Source organism: Kitasatospora sp. NPDC006697, assembly GCF_042869935.1.
In the GTDB taxonomy this organism is placed as follows: Bacteria; Actinomycetota; Actinomycetes; order Streptomycetales; family Streptomycetaceae; genus Kitasatospora.
Window position 1 is genome coordinate 1 of sequence record NZ_JBIAGU010000015.1, and the last position, 17,589, is coordinate 17,589.

General features: G+C 72.1%; 11 protein-coding genes and 1 pseudogene. 8 read left to right on the forward strand and 4 right to left on the reverse strand.

Translation table 11 applies throughout. The features are described from left to right. The 4 genes and pseudogenes from ACFYNO_RS21770 to ACFYNO_RS21785 all read right to left on the reverse strand — a co-directional run. Positions 1–800, reverse strand: a pseudogene (locus tag ACFYNO_RS21770) (alpha-xylosidase); the annotation flags it as partial. After that, on the reverse strand, positions 797–1,078 hold the full coding sequence (locus ACFYNO_RS21775; protein ID WP_388014693.1) for a family 1 glycosylhydrolase: 282 nt from the start codon (positions 1,076–1,078) through the stop codon (positions 797–799). The pseudogene ACFYNO_RS21770 and the gene ACFYNO_RS21775, both read right to left, overlap by 4 nt. Continuing rightward, positions 1,075–2,058 carry an acetylxylan esterase gene (locus tag ACFYNO_RS21780; RefSeq protein WP_388014696.1) on the reverse strand — a complete coding sequence of 328 codons (984 nt, stop codon included), beginning with the start codon at positions 2,056–2,058 and terminating at the stop codon, positions 1,075–1,077. Before ACFYNO_RS21780 ends, ACFYNO_RS21775 begins: the two co-directional genes overlap by 4 nt. Positions 2,059–2,157: 99 nt before the next feature. Next, positions 2,158–5,007 carry a glycoside hydrolase family 3 C-terminal domain-containing protein gene (locus ACFYNO_RS21785; protein WP_388014699.1) on the reverse strand — a complete coding sequence of 950 codons (2,850 nt, stop codon included), beginning with the start codon at positions 5,005–5,007 and terminating at the stop codon, positions 2,158–2,160. 203 nt (positions 5,008–5,210) lie between these two features. Between ACFYNO_RS21785 and ACFYNO_RS21790 the strand changes: the two genes are divergently transcribed. The 8 genes from ACFYNO_RS21790 to ACFYNO_RS21825 all read left to right on the forward strand — a co-directional run bounded on the left by ACFYNO_RS21790 (position 5,211) and on the right by ACFYNO_RS21825 (position 17,538). Beyond that, positions 5,211–6,890 carry an ABC transporter substrate-binding protein gene (locus ACFYNO_RS21790; RefSeq protein WP_388014702.1) on the forward strand — a complete coding sequence of 560 codons (1,680 nt, stop codon included), beginning with the start codon at positions 5,211–5,213 and terminating at the stop codon, positions 6,888–6,890. Next, positions 6,887–7,834 carry an ABC transporter permease gene (locus ACFYNO_RS21795; protein WP_388014705.1) on the forward strand — a complete coding sequence of 316 codons (948 nt, stop codon included), beginning with the start codon at positions 6,887–6,889 and terminating at the stop codon, positions 7,832–7,834. Before ACFYNO_RS21790 ends, ACFYNO_RS21795 begins: the two co-directional genes overlap by 4 nt. Further along, positions 7,831–8,802, forward strand: a complete 972-nt coding sequence (locus ACFYNO_RS21800) for a carbohydrate ABC transporter permease (protein WP_388014708.1) — start codon at positions 7,831–7,833, stop codon at positions 8,800–8,802. Before ACFYNO_RS21795 ends, ACFYNO_RS21800 begins: the two co-directional genes overlap by 4 nt. Positions 8,803–8,912: 110 nt before the next feature. Further along, a complete protein-coding gene (locus ACFYNO_RS21805; RefSeq protein ID WP_388014711.1) occupies positions 8,913–9,950 on the forward strand; it encodes a LacI family DNA-binding transcriptional regulator in 1,038 nt (345 codons plus the stop codon). Positions 9,951–10,002: 52 nt separating this feature from the next. Further along, positions 10,003–11,988: a beta-galactosidase gene (locus ACFYNO_RS21810; RefSeq protein WP_388014714.1), complete on the forward strand. Its 1,986-nt coding sequence runs from the start codon at positions 10,003–10,005 to the stop codon at positions 11,986–11,988. 132 nt (positions 11,989–12,120) lie between these two features. After that, positions 12,121–13,623 carry a glycoside hydrolase family 43 protein gene (locus tag ACFYNO_RS21815; protein ID WP_388014717.1) on the forward strand — a complete coding sequence of 501 codons (1,503 nt, stop codon included), beginning with the start codon at positions 12,121–12,123 and terminating at the stop codon, positions 13,621–13,623. Positions 13,624–13,658: 35 nt separating this feature from the next. Beyond that, on the forward strand, positions 13,659–15,404 hold the full coding sequence (locus ACFYNO_RS21820) for a cellulase family glycosylhydrolase (protein ID WP_388014720.1): 1,746 nt from the start codon (positions 13,659–13,661) through the stop codon (positions 15,402–15,404). A 25-nt stretch (positions 15,405–15,429) separates the two neighbouring features. Beyond that, positions 15,430–17,538 (forward strand): beta-galactosidase, encoded by a 2,109-nt coding sequence (locus ACFYNO_RS21825; RefSeq protein ID WP_388014723.1) that lies wholly within the window; start codon positions 15,430–15,432, stop codon positions 17,536–17,538. The last annotated feature ends 51 nt before the right edge of the window (positions 17,539–17,589 follow it).

Here is a 17,589-nt window from a genome sequence, read left to right on the forward strand (position 1 = left end):
GCCCAGGCCGGCGGCAGGGCGGGGCGGCCGGTGAGCGCGGTGTAGCGTCGCAGGATCTCCTTCGGGGTCGGGCCGTAGACGAGGAAGTATTCCAGCGTCTGGTCCTCGACGCTGAACTGCACCTGGCCCACCGATTCGGAGCCGACCTCGTAGGAGACCTTGCCGGGGTGGTTGACGAAGACGCCGTAGCCGCGGTTGGTCAGGTGGAAGGGGATGTTCTTGTAGGCCTGCTCGCTGCTGGTGCCGCCGTCGGCCTGCCAGATGTCCACCACCTGGCCGTTGCGCACGAACGGCGTGAACCGCTCCCCCAGCCCGTACACCAACTCCCCCACACCCAACGCCAGCTGGCCGAGCATGTGATGCCCGCCCGCCTCGTCGGTGACGAATCCGGTCCCCCGCTCACCGGCCGAGGTCAGCACCCGCCCGCCCGCGGTGAACTCCAGGCGCCAGGGCTGGGAGGTGTCGACCCGCAACGCCAGCTCGCCGGCGACGAGTTCCGCCACGGCCCCGTCCCGCCGGACCTTTCCGGCGCCCTGCTCCGTGCCGGGCAGGGCGAACTCCGGTCCGCGGCGCACCGATCCGGCGTGGTGGGTGGTGCGCACCCCGATCACGCCCTCGGCCGGGGACCAGCACTCCACGGTCAGCAGCGGGCTGTTGAGCGTGTCACCGCGGCCCCGCACCTGCTTCACCGGCGCGTACAGGGTCATCCGGTGCTCCTCGGCCCGCACGTCCGCGACCTCCGCGGCATAGCGCACGGTGAAGCCGGGGCGCATCAGCCAGTAGCCGTCGGTGAACTTCATCGGGCGGCTTCCTCCGTCCGCGCACGGTGCGCGGTGATCAGGCCCCGGTACCAGTGATAACTGTCCTTGGGCGTGCGGGTCAGGGTGTCGTAGTCGACGTGCACCAGGCCGAAGCCGATCCGGTCGGGTTCGTGGACCGCGCCGTCGGGCGTGACGGTGTCGGCCTCGGCGGAGCCGTTCCCGGTGATCCACACCGGCGGCAGGTCCGGGTAGCGGGCGGCGAGCCCGCACAGCAGCCCGGCGAACGCGGCCTCCTCAGGACGAGTCGGCCCGGTCATTCCGCCGGCACCAGCCCGCGCTCGGCCAGCCAGGCCAGTTGGGTGGGCGGGGTGGAGCCGCAGCCGCTGCTGTGGTCGGCGAAGGGCCAGACGGTCATGCTCCGGTCCTCGCCCGCGTAGCTGTTGTAGGCGGCGTAGACGGTGAGCGGCGGGCAGGTCTGGTCCATCAGGGCGACGCCGAACTGGGCCGGCACGGTGGCGCGCCGGGCGAAGTGCACCGCGTCGAAGTAGTCGAGCGTGGCGAAGGTCTGCTCCACCTTGTGGCGGCTGTGCCAGCGCAGGTAGTTGACCAGCTCCGGGTAGGGACCCTCGGAGGCGAGCCGCACGGCCTGCCGGAAGTGGCTGAGGAACGGGACGTCTGCCAGCACCGCCGCGAGCTTGTCGCCCGCCAGCGCGGCCACGGCCAGCGCCAGTCCGCCGCCCTGGCTGCCGCCGGCCACCACCACCCGCCCGAGGTCCAGGCCGGGCAGCTCCTCGAGCGCGTCCACGGCCCGTACGCAGTCGCTGATCACCCGCCGGTAGTAGTACTCCTCCGGCGAGTTGATGCCGCGGGTCATGAAGCCCTCGCTCCACTGGGTGCCGCTGCCGGTCCACGGGTCCGGGGTGTCGTGGCCCTGGCCCCGGGTGTCGACCACCAGTTGGGCGAAACCGGTGGAGGGCCAGAAGAGGTGCTCGCTGGGCTCCCCGCGGCCGCTGCTGTAGCCGAGGCAGCTGACGAGGACCGGCAGCGGACCGGTCGCGCCGCGCGGGCGCAGCAGCCAGCCGGCCACCGGCTCGCCGTTCCAGCCGGGAAAGCGCACGTCGTCCACCTCGACGGTGCGCAGCCCGTACTGGGCGGTGACCCGTTCGGCCTTGACCGGCGCGGCGTGCGAGCGGGCCTCGGCGAGGGTGCGCTGCCAGAACGCGTCGAAGTCCTGGGGCACCGTCACCTCCGGCCGGTAGGCGGCGTACTGGTCCTGCCCGAAGTCGGCGAGCGACATGAGTGGTTCTCTCCGGTGGTGCGAGTGCGAGTTGGGGGTGGGACGCGGGCCGGTGGCCCGCCCCGGGCGGGACGGGCCGCCGGCCCCCGGGAGGCGGCCTCAGTCCGCGGCGGCGAGCCGGAAGCCGGCCAGGCGGAAGGCACCGCGCAGGGTCAGCACCAGGTCGTGCACGCCGTCCAGCGGGGTGGCGAACTCCGCAGCGGAGGTGGTCCAGGCGTACCGGTCACCGCTGACGGGGATCTCGATCGCGGCCAGCAGCCTTTTCCCGGCGCGCAGTTCCAGCACGGCCGGAACCTCGCCGGCCTCGGCCCGGGCGGTCTCGGCCTCGATCCGGACGGCGCCGGTGAGGTCGGCCTCGCGGAACAGCAGGGTCGCCATGCGGTGCGGATCGGTGGGCGTGACCGCATCGCCCTCGACCAGGGTGGCGTCGACGATGGTGATGTCGGTGTGGTCGTCGAAGTCGACCGCGCGGGTGCGGCCGCCGACCAGCGCACGCGGTCCGGGGGCCGCACCGGTCACGGTGACCGGAGCGCTGAGGACCGGGTGGCCGGCGGAGCGGCCGACGATCACCTCGTAGGCGCCGGGGTCGACGGTGAAGGCGCCGGTCGCCACGTCCCAGTGGGCGAACCGCTCGGCCGGCAGACGGAAGGTCAGCTCGCTCTCCTGGCCCGCCGCCAGGCGGACCTTGCGGAAGTCGGCCAGTCGCAGGAGCGGCGCCTCGTACCGGGCGTCCACGGCCCGCAGGTAGAGCTGGACCACCTCGGCGCCGGGCCGCGAGCCGGTGTTGGCCAGGGTCACGGTGGCCTCCACCGTGCCGTCCCGGTCGATCCCGGACTGTGCGAGGGCCAGGCCGCGGTAGGAGAACTCGGTGTAGGAGAGGCCGTGGCCGAACGGGTAGAGCGGCGCGGTGCGGTGGTACTGGTAGGTCCAGCCGGCCTTGATGATGTCGTAGTCCAGCGGCTGCGGCAGCCGGTCGTCGCCGCGGTACCAGGTCTGCGGCAGGCGGCCGGCCGGCTCGGCGTCGCCGAGCAGCACGGCGGCCACCGCGTGGCCGGTCTCCTGCCCGCCGTGCGAGGTCCACAACACGGCGGGCAGGTGCTGGTCGGCCCAGTCGACGGCGTAGGGGTAGCTGCTCACCAGCAGCAGCGCCGTCTCCGGGCGGGCGGCCGCGACCGCGCGCAGCAGCGCGTCCTGCGAGCCGGGCAGCGCGGTGTCCAGCCGGTCCTCGGTCTCCCGGCCGTTGACCATCGGGTGGTTGCCGAGGACGACCACGGCCGCGTCGGCCTCGGCCGCTGCGGCCACCGCCTCGGCGAGGCCGTCCCGGAGCAGCTCGCGCTGCCAGCGCTCGGCCTCCTGCGCGGTCTCCGCGGTGACCGTGACGAGCCCGTCCGCGTCCACGGCGGCGTAGCGGCCGGTGCGCACCGCCTGCAGCAGCACGGTGCCGTCCTCGGCCTCGGTGAGCCGGAAGGTCTCGTTGACCTCCCAGCTCTTCAGCTGCGCCTGGTCGGCCGCCAGGGTGGCGTCCTGCTGGACGCAGAGGAAGAGCCCGGTGTCGGCGTCGTTCAGGGTCAGCACGCCGTGGCCCCACTCGGCCACGTCGAACTCGGTGCCGCCGAGCAGTTCGCCGGTGCTTCGCGAGCGCAGGGTGATCCGGTCGGTGCCGGGCACCCGGACCACCTGGCCGCCGTGCGGACCGGCGGCGGTGGCGAGGCCGTCCGCGACGGTGACGCGGTACGGCATGGTGCCGCTGTACCAGTCCTCGTAGAGGGTGTCGGCCAGCGGGCCGATCACCGCGATCCGGCGGGTGCGCTCCGGCTCGATCGGAAGCAGGCCGGAGTTCTTGAGCAGCACCACCGACTCGATCGCCGCCTCGCGCGCCAGGTCGCGGTGCTCGGGGCAGTCCACGACCTCCGCGCCGATCCCGGCGTAGGGGTCCAGCTCGGGGTCGAACTCGCCGAGCCGGAAACGCAGTTCGAGCTGGCGGCGGATGGCCCGGTCGACGTCCTCCTGGTCGGTCAGGCCGCGCTCCAGGGCCTCGCGCAGCCGGCCGAGGACCGTCTCGCTGTCCTCGCCGTGGTCGGTGAAGCTGTCGATCCCGGCCTTGAGCGCCGCCGCGTGCGAGGCGGCGTGGTCCTCGTAGTAGTGCTCGGGGTCCACCAGGTTGGACGGCGCCTCGGCGTCGCTGACCACGAAGAGCTCGTGGCCGGTCGGCCGGGCCCAGCGGCGCAGCTCCTCCTCGATCAGCGGACTGACGTGGCAGGGACGGCCGTTGACCAGGTTGTAGGCGGCCATCGCACCGGTCGCGGCGCCCGACTCGACCACGGGGCGGAAGGCCGCCAGGTCGTACTCGTGCAGCACCCGCGGGCGCAGCCCGGAGGAGGTGGTGCAGCGGTCGTCCTCGTTGTTGTACGCCAGGAAGTGCTTGAGCACCGGGGCCGCCCGCAGGTAGTCCGGATGGTCGCCGGCCAGGCCGCGGCAGTAGGCCTCGCCGATCCGGGCGGTGTGCACCGGGTCCTCGGAGTAGCCCTCCTCGTTGCGCCCCCAGCGCGGGTCGCGCAGCAGGTTCAGCACCGGCGCCCAGGCCTGCAGGCTGTTGGCCCCCCGGGTCGGGGCGAGGACGGACGGACGGTGGTAGTGGAAGGCGCGCAGCTCGACCGAGACCGCCTCGGCGACCCGGCGCACCAGTTCCTCGTCCCAGCTCGCGCCCAGGCCGACGGCCTGCGGGAAGACCGTCGCCACACCCAGCCAGGAGACACCGTGCAGCGCCTCGCTGCCGGTCCGGAACGACGCGACACCCAGGCGCGGGACAGCCGGCGCGTACTGGTGCAGCATCGCGAGCCGCTCCTCCGGCGTGAGCCGGTCGAGCAGGTCGTCGACACGCTTGCGCAGGGAGAGCGCGGGATCGCGGAACGGCAGCAGTTCGGCTGCGGACGGAGACGCGGAACTCACGTGGGAAACCCTTCGGGCGGGCTGGGCTCGATGGCCGCAGGTCGAAACGCTTCGACGCTGACACGCTCCAGAGAGCCTGTCAACACCCCCTACACAGAACGAATTTGCATTTGTTCAGAGCCTTGCTGAACCGGTAACTCGTCGTTAGTCTCGCCGAAACATCCAAGCGCTTCGACATCCAGTGCGGGGAAAGGCCGGCCATCATGACCTCGGAGCTGAACCGGAGACGGTTTCTGACCACCAGTGCGTCGCTCGCCGGAGCAGCCGCCATGGCGCCGCTGCTCACCGCCTGCGGCGACGGGTCGGCCCACAAGACGGGTGCGAACACCGCCACCGGCCTCAAGGCGGCACTGCCGGCCTTCGTGCCGAGCACGGCCCTCAAGGCGGACATCCCGTCCGTCGAGGGCGCCGCCGGGGCGGCGACGGACCCCGGCTTCCTCAGCTACCCGGCCTCCCCGCTCTCCACCGTGTCCGGCACGCCGGGCAGGGGCGGCAGCTACACGGCGGTCACGCCGCTGTGGGGCACCGTGCCGCAGCCCGGCAACTCGTTCTACCAGGCCATGAACAAGGCCCTGGGCACGAACTTCACCATGAAGCCGGCCGACGGCAACAACTACGACACCATCCTGCCGACCATGACCGCCGCCAAGAAGCTGCCCGACTGGGTCCAGCTGCCGAGCTGGTGGAACTCCAACTTCAACACCGGCGAACTGGTCGGCTCCCAGCTGGCCGACCTGACGCCCTACCTGTCCGGCGACAACATCAGGAAGTACCCCAACCTGGCCGCGCTGCCGACCGGCGCCTGGCAGGTCGGGGTGTGGAACGACAAGCTCTACGGCATCCCCTGCTTCCCCACCAGGTTCGCCGTCGCCGGCATGCTCTCCTTCCGCCAGGACGTCTTCCAGTCCCGCGGGATCACCGCCGACCAGGTGCGATCCGCCGACGACCTGATGAACCTCGGCAAGGAGCTGACCGACGCCAAGCGCGGCGTCTGGGCCTTCGACGACATGTGGACCTACCTCTACACCTCGTTCGGCGCGCCGCTGACCTGGAAGGTCGACAGCGGCAAGCTGGTCCACCTCTTCGAGACCCAGGAGCTCCTGGAGTCCCTGGACTGGTGCTACCGCGCGGCCACCGCCGGCTACGTGCACCCGGACGCCCTCGCGGGCGACAACGCCAACGGCACCACCCGCTTCTACGGTGGCAAGGAGCTCATCACCGGCGCCGGTACGGGTGTCTGGACGCTCAGCGACTACCAGTCCGGCGTCGCCGCCAACCCCGACTACCGGCGCGGCGCCTTCGACTTCTTCGCCGCCGACGGCAAGGGCACGCCCCTGGTCTACATGGGCGCCGCCGCCAGCATGATCAGCTACCTCAACGCCAACCTGAAGCCGGCCCAGATCGAGGAGCTGCTCGCGGTCGCGGACTACCTGGCCGCGCCCTACGGTTCGGCCGAGTACACGATGGTCAACTTCGGCGTCGAGGGCACCCACTACAACCGGGTCAACGGCGTGCCGACCTTCACCGACGAGGGCAAGAAGGACGTCCAGGCGCAGACCTTCCCCTTCCTCTGCTCCACCTCCTCCGTGATCAGCAACCCCGGCTCCGACGTGGTCACCAAGGACTACACGGCCTGGCAGGCCGCCAACGTCAAGTACATGGTCAAGCCGCCGTTCTGGGCCATGAACTACAGCATGCCGCAGGAGATCGCCAGCGCCCAGGCCGCCCAGGCGGTGAACGACACCATCAAGGACTGCTACCACGGCAAGAAGAAGGTCTCCGACGTCCAGGACGCGGTCGCCACCTGGAGGTCCGGCCAGGGCGCGAAGCTCAAGCGGTGGATGACCGACAACGTCCTCGACAAGTACGGCACGGGCCAGTGAGCACGGCGCGGTCGGAGCGCCGGGAGGCGCCGGTGCGGCTGAACTGGCGGATCAGGCTGCGGCGCGACCGGTCGCTGCTGCTGATGACGGTACCGGCGGTCGTCCTCCTCCTGGTCTTCAACTACGCCCCGCTGTTCGGCCTGGCCACCGCGTTCCAGGACTACGATCCGCTGATCGGCGTCTGGCACAGCCAGTGGGTCGGGTTCGACCAGTTCCAGCAGCTCTTCGGGGACCCGCTGTTCTGGGAGTCTCTGAAGAACACGCTGTACCTGAGCTTCGTCCAGCTGGTCCTGTTCTTCCCCGTCCCGATCGCGCTCGCCCTCCTGCTGAACTCGGTGCTCAGCGAGAGGATGCGCAACTTCATCCAGTCCGTGCTCTACCTGCCGCACTTCTTCTCGTGGGTGCTCGCCCTGACGATCTTCCAGCAGATGCTGGGCGGCGCCGGCGTGCTCAACCACTTCCTGCGGCAGCACGACACGGGTACCTGGGACATCATGACCAACCCGCACACCTTCGCCCTGCTGATCACCTCCCAGGCGGTCTGGAAGGAGGCCGGCTGGGGGATCATCGTCTTCCTGGCCGCCCTGAGCGCGATCAACACCGAGCTGTACGAGGCCGCGGCGGCGGACGGCGCGGGGCGGTTCCGGCGGATGTGGCACATCACCCTGCCCGGGCTGCGCGGCGTGATCGTGCTGATGCTGGTGCTGCGCCTGGGCAACGCCCTGTCGGTCGGCTTCGAGCAGTTCCTGATCCAGCGCGCGGCCGTCGGCCACGACGCCGCCGACGTGCTGGACACCTTCTCCTTCTACTACGGCATCGCCACCGGCAACTACAGCTACGGCGCGGCGGCCGGGCTCTTCAAGAGCGTGGTCTCGCTGCTGCTGATCTGGGGGGCCAACCGCATGGCGCACGCCTTCGGCGAGGACGGGCTCTACCGGAAATGACGAACGTACTCAGCATCGGCCGCGGCAAGCGCGCGAGCGACCCGGCGGCCGCCTCCCGACGCTCCGCGCGGACCGCGCGCCCGCCCTGGCAGGAGCCGCCGAGCACCGTCGGCCAGGCCGCCAAGGGGCTGACCCTCACCGGAGTGGTGGGCGTCGTCCTGGTCCCGCTCTGGATCATCGTGCTCACCAGCCTCTCCACCCCCGGGGCGGTCAACCGGGCCGGCGGACTGGTGATCTGGCCGGACGGCCTGACCCTCGAGTCCTACCGCCAGATGCTGGACAACCCGACCGTGATCACCGCGCTGCTGGTGAGCCTGGGCATCACCGGCGTCGGCACGGCGGTGTCGATGGTGGTGTCGGTGCTCTGCGCCTACGGGCTCTCCCGCTCCCGCTCGTTCGGGCACCGCTTCATCCTGCTGCTGCTGGTCGTCACGATGTTCGTCAGCGGCGGCCTGATCCCGAGCTTCCTGGTGGTCACCGGACTCGGCGGCTACGACCAGTGGTGGGCGCTGATCCTGCCCGGCGCGGTCTCGGTCTTCAACATCCTGGTGCTGCGCGCCTTCTACTCCGAGACCTCCGGCGAGCTGATCGACGCGGCCCGGATGGACGGGGCGGGCGACTGGCGGATCCTCTGGTCGGTGGTGCTGCCGACCTCGCGGGCGGTGACGGCGGTGATCGCGCTCTTCTACGGCGTGGGCTACTGGAACTCCTTCTTCAACGTCATGCTCTACATGCCGACGGACAGTCAGAAGTGGCCGCTGCAGTACGTGTTGCTCACCTACGTCAACCGGGGCAACGGACTGCCCGGTTCGGTCAACTCCGGATTCGGCAGCACCCACGCGCAGACCGCGCCGCTCTCGCTGCAGATGGCCGTGGTGGTGCTCACCCTGGTGCCGCTCGTCATGGTCTACCCGTTCGTCCAGAAGCACCTGCGGACCGGGATGCTCACCGGGGCGATCAAGGGCTGACCGGGCCCCGGGCCGGCGGACCCGCACCGAACGGACCGGTCCAGGCACCCGCCTCCTCGCCGAGCGCCGGGACCACTCTCCACCCCGATCCGAAGGAAGCAGGACCGTCGATGGTGACTCTCGCCGACGTGGCCAGACACGCTGGCGTCTCGTCAAGTACCGTCAGCTACGCGCTCAGTGGCAAGCGCCCGATCTCCCAGGAGACCCGGGAGCGGATCGAGCGGGCCATCACCGACCTCGGCTACCACCCCAACGCCGGGGCCCGCGCACTGGCCGGGAAGCGCTCGCACATCATCGCCCTGGTGGTGCCGCTGCACACCGAGGTCTACGTGCCGACCATGATGGAGATCGCCATCGCCGTCACCGTCGCGGCCCGCGCGCACGGCTACGACGTGCTGCTGCTCACCAACGACGAGGGCCCCGAGGGCGTGCTGCGGGTGGCCGCCAGCGGGCTCGCGGACGGGGTGATCCTGATGGACGTGCGCATCGGCGACGACCGCATCGCGGTGCTGCGCGCCCAGGGCACCCCGGCCGCCCTGATCGGCCTGCCCGACGTTCCGGACGGACTCTCCTGCGTGGACCACGACTTCACCGCCGCCGGCGCGCTCTGCGCCGACCACCTGGCGGACCTCGGCCACCGGGACGTCGCCTTCATCGGCTACGGCAGTGCCGTCTACCGGCGGCACGCCGGCTACGCCGAGCGCACCCTGAGCGGATTCGGCGCCCGCGCCGAACTGCGCGGCCTGCGCTTCGTGCACCGGCCCTGCGAGAGCACCTACGAGAGCACCGCCGGCACCCTGTCCCGGATCCTCGCGGACCGCCCGGACACCACCGGCTTCGTGGTGCAGAACGAGGCCGCGATCGGCCCGGTGCTCAATCTGCTGCGGGCCGGCGGGCGCACCGTTCCGGAGGACGCCTCGGTGATCGCCCTCTGCCCCGAGCAGCTGGCCGAGCAGCACTCGCCCCGGCTCACCGCCGTGACCGGCCCGCGCAGGGAGCTAGGGCGGGTGGCCGTGGAGCAGGTGATGGCCCGGATCGCGGCAGTCGCCGCGGGCACCGAGCCGATGGACCAACTCGCCCTGACCCGGCCGGAACTGGTGGTCCGCGAGAGCACCGGACCGGCGCCGGCGCCCGGCCCGCGCCGCTGACGCCACCCCCGAGACGCCCCCCGAGACGTCCCCACGAGAGGAACACTTCCCGATGTCGACCCGTCAGCTCACCGACCGCCTCGGCGGCCTCGCCTTCGGCGGGGACTACAACCCGGAGCAGTGGGACCCGGGGACCTGGAAGCAGGACGACGAGTTGATGCGCCGGGCGCGGGTCAACCTGGCCACCGTCGGCGTCTTCTCCTGGGCCCTGCTGGAACCCGAGGAGGGCCGCTACGCGTTCGACTGGCTCGACGCGCACCTGGACCGCCTGCACGCCAACGGGGTCGCCGTGGACCTGGCCACCCCGACCGCCGCCCCGCCGCCCTGGTTCACCCTGGCCCACGCCGACGCCCTGCCGGTCCGCCCCGACGGCACCCGGCTGGTGCACGGCAGCCGGGACACCTACTGCCTCGCCGCCCCGGCCTACCGCCGGGCCGCCCGCCGGATGGCCGAGGCCCTCGCCGAGCGCTACGGCGACCACCCGGCGGTGGCCCTGTGGCACGTGCACAACGAGTACGCGACGCTCTGCTTCTGCGAGCACACCGCCGCCGCCTTCCGGGTCTGGCTGCGGGCCCGCCACGGCAGCCTCGACGCGCTCAACGAGGCCTGGGGAACCGCCTTCTGGAGCCAGCGCTACGGCTCCTGGGAGGAGATCCTGCCGCCGCGCGCCACCCAGTGGCACAAGAACCCCGGCCAGGCCGTGGACTTCCGCCGGTTCTGGGCGGACGAGGCGCTGGCCGCCTACCGCGAGCAGCGCGACGCGATCCGCGCCCGCAGCGACCGCCCGGTGACCACCAACCTGATGGTGCCCGACTACCAGAACCTGGACCTGTGGGCCTTCGGCCGCGAGCTCGACCTGGTCACCATCGACCACTACCCGGCCGCCGCCGGCGTGGAAGCCGCCGCGGCCGCCGCCTACGACGCCGACCGGGCCCGCTCCTTCGCCGGCGGCGCGCCCTGGCTGCTGATGGAGCAGGGCACCAACACCGTCTACGCCGGCGACCGGGTGCTCCCCAAGGAGCCGGGTGACATCCTGCGGCACAGCCTGGCCCACATCGCCCGCGGTTCGGAGGGCGCGCTGTTCTTCCAGTGGCGCCAGTCCCGGGCCGGGGCGGAGCAGTGGCACTCGGCGATGGTCCCGCACGCCGGGCCGGACAGCCGGACCTTCCGCGAGGTCGCGGAGCTGGGCCGGGCGGTGGCCCGGCTCGGCGAGCTGGCCGGCTCCACCGTGCGCGCCCAGGTCGCCGTGCTGCACGACTCCGATGCCTGGTGGGCCCTGGAGGTGGACGGGCTGCCCTCGGCCGACCTCGACTACCCGGGCACGCTGCGCCGCGCCCACCGGGCGCTCTGGGAGGCCGGCGCCACCGTCGACCTGGCCCACCCCGAGCAGGACCTGAGCCGCTACCGCCTGGTCCTGGCACCGGCGCTGCACCTGCTCACCGACGCCGGCGCCGCCAACCTGCGCGGGTACGTGGCGGGCGGCGGGACGCTGCTGGTGCAGCAGTTCAGCGGCGCGGTGGACGAGCGGATGCACTCCCGGCTGGGCGGCTGCCCGGCGGCGCCGCTGCGCGAGGCGCTCGGCATCCGGGTCGAGGAGTACCGCCCGCTGCCGCGCGAGGAGCGGATCGCCCTCTCCGACGGGTCGCACGCCACCTCCTGGAGCGAGTCGCTGCGCACCGAGGGCGCCGAGACGGTCGCCGCCTACACCCACGGCATGCTCGCGGACGCTCCCGCGCTCACCCGGCACGGCTTCGGCTCCGGCCACGGCTGGTACCTCTCCACCCGCCTGGACGAGGCCGACTACACCGCCCTGGTGGCCCGGCTGCTCGCGGAGGCCGGCGTCGAGCCGGTGCTGCCCGGCCTGCCCGCCGGGGTGGAGGCCGTCACCCGGCACGGTGCGGACGGCCGCCGCTGGCACCTGCTGATCAACCACCTGGACCGGGCCGTGCCGCTGCCCGAACCCGCCCACGACCTGCTGACGGACGCCCGGGCGAGCGAACTCGCGCCCGGCGGCTGCGCGGTGCTGCGCGCGCACTGATCCCCCGCTGTCCGCCGACAGGCCCTCTTCGAAGGGAATTGTGAGCGCTCACACCATCAGCCCGGGGCCGTCGGCTTCAAGGCCGCCCGGTCCCACCCCAGCACACCGGAACCCTCGAAAGGACATGACCGCGTGTCAGGCCGGCACCCGGCGGACGCCACCGTCGCCAACCCCGTGATCCCCGGCTTCCACCCCGATCCCAGCATCTGCCGGGTGGGCGACGACTACTACCTCGTCTGCTCCAGCTTCGAGTACTTCCCCGGCATCCCCGTGTTCCACAGCCGCGACCTGGTGAACTGGAGCCAGATCGGCAACGCCCTGGACCGGCCGAGCCAGCTGCGCCTGCCCCGCGAGATGCCCTCCTCCGGCGGGATCTACGCGCCCACCCTGCGCCACCACGACGGCCGGTTCTGGCTGATCGTCACCAACGTGGGCTCCAGCGGCAACGTGCTCTACACCGCCACCGATCCGGCGGGCCCGTGGTCCGAGCCGCTGCCGCTGCCCGGCGTTCCCGGCATCGACCCCGACCTGGCCTGGGACGAGGACGGCACCTGCTGGTGCACGGTCGCCGGCATCTCCCAGCTCCGCCTCGACCCGGCCACCGGCGAGACCCTGAGCGAGCCGGAGCGGACCTGGTCCGGCGCTCCCGGCGCGCAGGCCCCCGAAGCACCGCACCTCTACCGGATCGGCGAGTACTGGTACCTGCTGATCGCCGAGGGCGGCACCGAGCGCGGCCACAGTGTCGCCATCGCCCGAAGCGAGTCGCCGACCGGCCCGTTCGAGCCGTGCCCGGCCAACCCGATCCTGACCCACCGCAGCACCCATCACCCGATCCAGAACACCGGCCACGCCGACCTGGTGCAGGCACCCGACGGCTCCTGGTGCCTGGTCCTGCTCGCCGTGCGACCGGGCGGCGGCACCCCCGGCTGGCACGTCCTCGGCCGCGAGACCTTCCTCGCACCGGTGAGCTGGGTCGACGGCTGGCCCGTCGTCGGCGAACTCTCCCTGGAGATGCCCGCGCCCGCCTGGCCGCTGACGCCCGTTCAGCCAGTGCCGGAGCGGGACGACTTCGACCAGGCCGAACTGCACCCGCAGTGGATCTCGGTGCGCGAGCGCCGCCCCGAGCTGTGCGGCACCAAGGAGCGCGCCGGCTGGCTCACCCTGCACGCCGCCGGCACCTCACTGGACGAGCCCGACGTGGTGTTCACCGGCCGCCGCCAACAGCACCTGACGTGCAGGGTGCGCGCCCTGGTCGACGCCTCCGCCGGCCGGGGCGGCCTGGCCGTCCGACTGGACGAGCAGCACCACTACGAGATCGAGGCCGACGCCGGCACGGTCAAGGTCCTCGCCCGGATCGGCCCGCTGCGCACCGAGGTTGCGTCCCGACCGCTGCCCGCCGGCCCGGTGGTCCTGGGCCTCGACATCGCCCTGGCCCCACCGCAGGACGCGCGGACCGGCCCCGACCTCCTCTCCTTCGGCGTCGAGGAGCCGGACGGCACGTTCACCGTGCTCGGCACCCTCGAGGGCCGCTACCTGTCCACCGAAGTGGCCGGCGGCTTCACCGGCCGGGTGATCGGCATGTACGCCGCGACCGGCACCGTCCACGTCGACTGGTTCGACTACCGAGCCGCATAGACCTCCCGCCCCCCACCACCCCACGAGAGGCCCCCGTGAACCACGCACCTCGAACCACCGGCCCGCGCAGCCGCCGTCTCACCCGCACCGCGAGCCTCCTGGTGGCCCTGGTCACCACCGGCGGCCTGGCCTGCGGCACCGCCGTCGCCGCCCCGGCCGACGCGGCGACGACGGACGCCGCCTCCACCTGGGTCCCCAACGACCCGATGGAGGCCGTGGCGAAGATGCAGCCCAGCTGGAACCTCGGCAACACCCTGGACGCCATCCCCGACGAGACCTCCTGGGGCAACCCCCTCACCACCAAGGCGCTCTTCGACTTCCTGAGGGCCCAGGGCTTCCACAGCGTCCGCATCCCCGTCACGTGGTACCCCCACCAGTCCACCACCGCCCCGTACACCGTCGACCCGGTGTGGATGGCCCGGGTCAAGCAGGTGGTCGACTACGCGCTGGCCGACGGCCTCTACGTCGACCTGAACGTGCACCACGACTCCTGGCAGTGGATCTCCGCGATCGCCACCGACCACGACAACGTGATGGCCCGCTACGACGCCACCTGGCAGCAGATCGCCGCCGTCTTCAAGGACGAGCCGCGCAAGCTGCTCCTGGAGAGCGTCAACGAGCCGGTGATCTACAACGCCACCGACGTGCAGAAGACCCAGTACCTGAACGAGCTCAACACCGCGTTCTTCACCATCGTGCGGGGCTCCGGCGGCGGGAACAAGAACCGCCTGCTCGTCCTGCCCACCCAGGGCTGCACCCCGTCCCAGCCCCTGATGGACGACCTGAACGGGGAGATCGCCTCCCTGCACGACCCCAACCTGGTGGCCACCGTCCACTACTACGGCTACTACCCGTTCAGCGTGAACATCGCGGGCGGCACCACCTTCGACGCCCAGGACCAGCAGATGCTGGCCGACACCTTCGCCCTGATGCACAGCGAGTTCGTCGCCAAGGGCATCCCGGTCTACCTGGGCGAGTACGGCCTGCTCAGCGAGCCCAACTCGGGCACCGTCGAGCACGGCGAGATGCTGAAGTACTTCGAGGACGTCAACTACCACGCCCGGCTCAACGGCGTCACCAGCGCCCTCTGGGACGACTACAACTACCTGGACCGCACCGCCCTGCAGTGGCGCGAGCCCGACCTGTTCGCTCTGATCAAGTCCTCCTGGAAGGTCCGCTCGGGCACCGCCTCCAGCGACAACGTCTTCGTGCCCAAGGGCGGCCCCTTCGCGGCCCGGACCCTCACCCTCAACCTCAACGGCACCACCTTCAAGGGCCTGTGGAACGGCCACACCAAGCTGGCCGAGGGCCCCGACTACACCGTCGACGGCGACCAGCTGACCCTCACCGCGCAGGCCCTCGCCCGCCTCAGCGGCAACCAGGCCTACGGGATCGACTCGACCATCAAGGCCGAGTTCTCCACCGGCGTCCCCTGGCAGATCAACATCCGCACCGCCGACAAGCCGGTGGCCTCCGGCGCCACCGGAACCACCACCGGGCTCACCATCCCCACCCGGTTCAACGGCGACCTGCTGGCGACCATGAAGGCCGTCTACGCCGACGGAACCAACGCCGGCTCGGCGAGCTGGACCGCCTACCAGGCGTTCAACTCGGCCTTCGCGCCGGACTACGCGAACAACGCCCTGATCCTCAAGCCCGACTTCCTGAACGCGCTCAAGGACGGCATCCCGGCGACGCTCACCTTCCAGTTCTGGACCGGCGCCACCGTCAGCTACCAGGTGACCAAGTCCGGCACCACGGTGACCGGCACCGCTTCCTGACCCGACCCCGCCCCGAGGTGCACCCATGTTCCCGCTGCCCGACCGCGTCCTGTTCGGCGCCGCCTACTACCCCGAGTACCAGCCGTACGAGCGGCTGCAGGAAGACCTCGACCTGATGGCGGAGGCGAAGTTCACCGTCATCCGGGTCGGCGAATCCGTCTGGTCCACCTGGGAGCCGGAGGACGGCCGGTTCGAGCTGGAGTGGCTGCAACCGGTGCTCGACGCCGCACACGAGCGCGGCATCTCCGTCATCCTCGGCACGCCCACCTACGCCGTACCGCCGTGGCTGGTGCGGCAGTACCCGGAGATCGCCGCCGAGCAGTCCACCGGGCAGCGCGTGGGCTGGGGCGCCCGGCAGGAGGCGGACTTCACGCACGCCGCCTTCCGCTTCCACGCCGAACGGGTGATCCGCGCGATCCTCGCCCGGTACGCGGCGCACCCGGCCGTCATCGGCTTCCAGCTCGACAACGAGCCCGGCCTGCGCCTCCCGCACAACCACGCCGTCTTCCAGCGGTTCACCGACCACCTGCGCGCCGAGTACGGCGACGTGGAGACCCTCAACCGCGAGTGGGGCCTGGTCTACTGGTCGCACCGGCTGAGCACCTGGGCCGACCTGTGGACGCCCGACGGCAACCAGCAGCCGCAGTACGACGTCGCCTGGCGCGCCTTCCAGGCACGCCAGACCACCGAGTTCATCGCCTGGCAGGCCCGCATCGCCCGCGAGTACACCCGGCCCGACCAGTTCGTCACCACCTGCCTCGCCTACGGCTACCCGGCGCTGGAGGACGACGAACTGACCGACGCCCTGGACATCACCGCGGCCAACCCGTACTACGACATGCAGGACGGCCTGACCCTGCCCGACCTGGAGCTCAACCCGTCGTGGATGGGCACCGGGGTCTGGTCGGTGTTCCAGAGCGCGGACCGGATCTTCTCCTCCCGGCAGGAGCCGTTCCTGGTCACCGAGACCAACGCCCAGGCCATCAGCGGCACTTCGGAGAACCGGCCGGCCTTCGACGGCCAGTGGCGGCAGGCCGCCTGGGCGATGGTCTCCCGGGGCGCCCGGATGATCGAGTACTGGCACTGGCACACCCTGCACTTCGGCACCGAGACCTACTGGGGCGGGATCCTGCCGCACAGCGGCCGTCCGGGCCGGGTGTACGCCGAACTGGCCCGGCTGGGAGCCGAGTTCGAGACCGCCGGGGCACTGGTGGCCGGACTCGACCCCGATGCCGACATCGCCATGGCCTACTCGATGCCCAGCAAGTGGCTGATGCAGAAGTACCCGCCGCTGGGCGGCGCGAACGGTGAGGCCGACGGCGGCTCCTACCACCGGATCTTCGACTCCTTCTACCGCGGCGCCTTCGACTCCGGCCGCCAGGTCCGCATCCTGCACGTCCGCCAGTTGCACGACCCGCGCGGCGACCGGGACGGCACGGCCCCCGAGGCGGCGGCCCGGCGCCACCCCGTGCTGGTGGTCCCCGGCCTCTACCTCGCCGAGGACTCCACCCTGGACTGGCTGGAGGCCTACGCCCGGGCCGGCGGCCACCTGGTCCTCGGCCCCCGCACCGGCTACGCCGACCAGGAGGCCCGGGCCCGCCACGAGCCGACCCCGGCCCGCCTCACCGACGCCGCCGGCGCGCACCACGAGGAGATCAGCAACCTGTCGGCCCCGCTCGCGCTGCGCACCGCCCCCGACAGCCCGCTGACGCTCCCCCAGGACGCCACCGCCACCCACTGGGTGGAAGGGCTGAACAGCACCGGCGCCACCGTGCTCGCCGGGTACGACCACCCGCACTTCGGCCGCTGGGCCGCCGCCACCACCCACGCCCACGGGGCGGGCCGGGTCACCTGTGTCGGCACCGTGCCCGGCCCCGGCTTCGCCCGTGCCCTGGCCGCCTGGCTCGCCCCGGCCCCGGTCAGCGGCTGGCACGACCTGCCCGCCTCCGTTACCGCGACCACCGGCACCAGCCCCGACGGGCGCCGCGTCCACGTGGTCCACAACTGGAGCTGGGAGCCGGCCGAAGCCCCCGCTCCTGCCGACCTGACCGACGTCCTGACCGGCACCGCGGCCGCGGCCGGCAGCCCGGTCCGGCTGGGGCCCTGGGACGTGCGGGTCTTCGTCGCCGGCTGACCACCACGTCGGTCCGACCGTCCGTCCGTCAATGATCCGACCTCCCGGAGG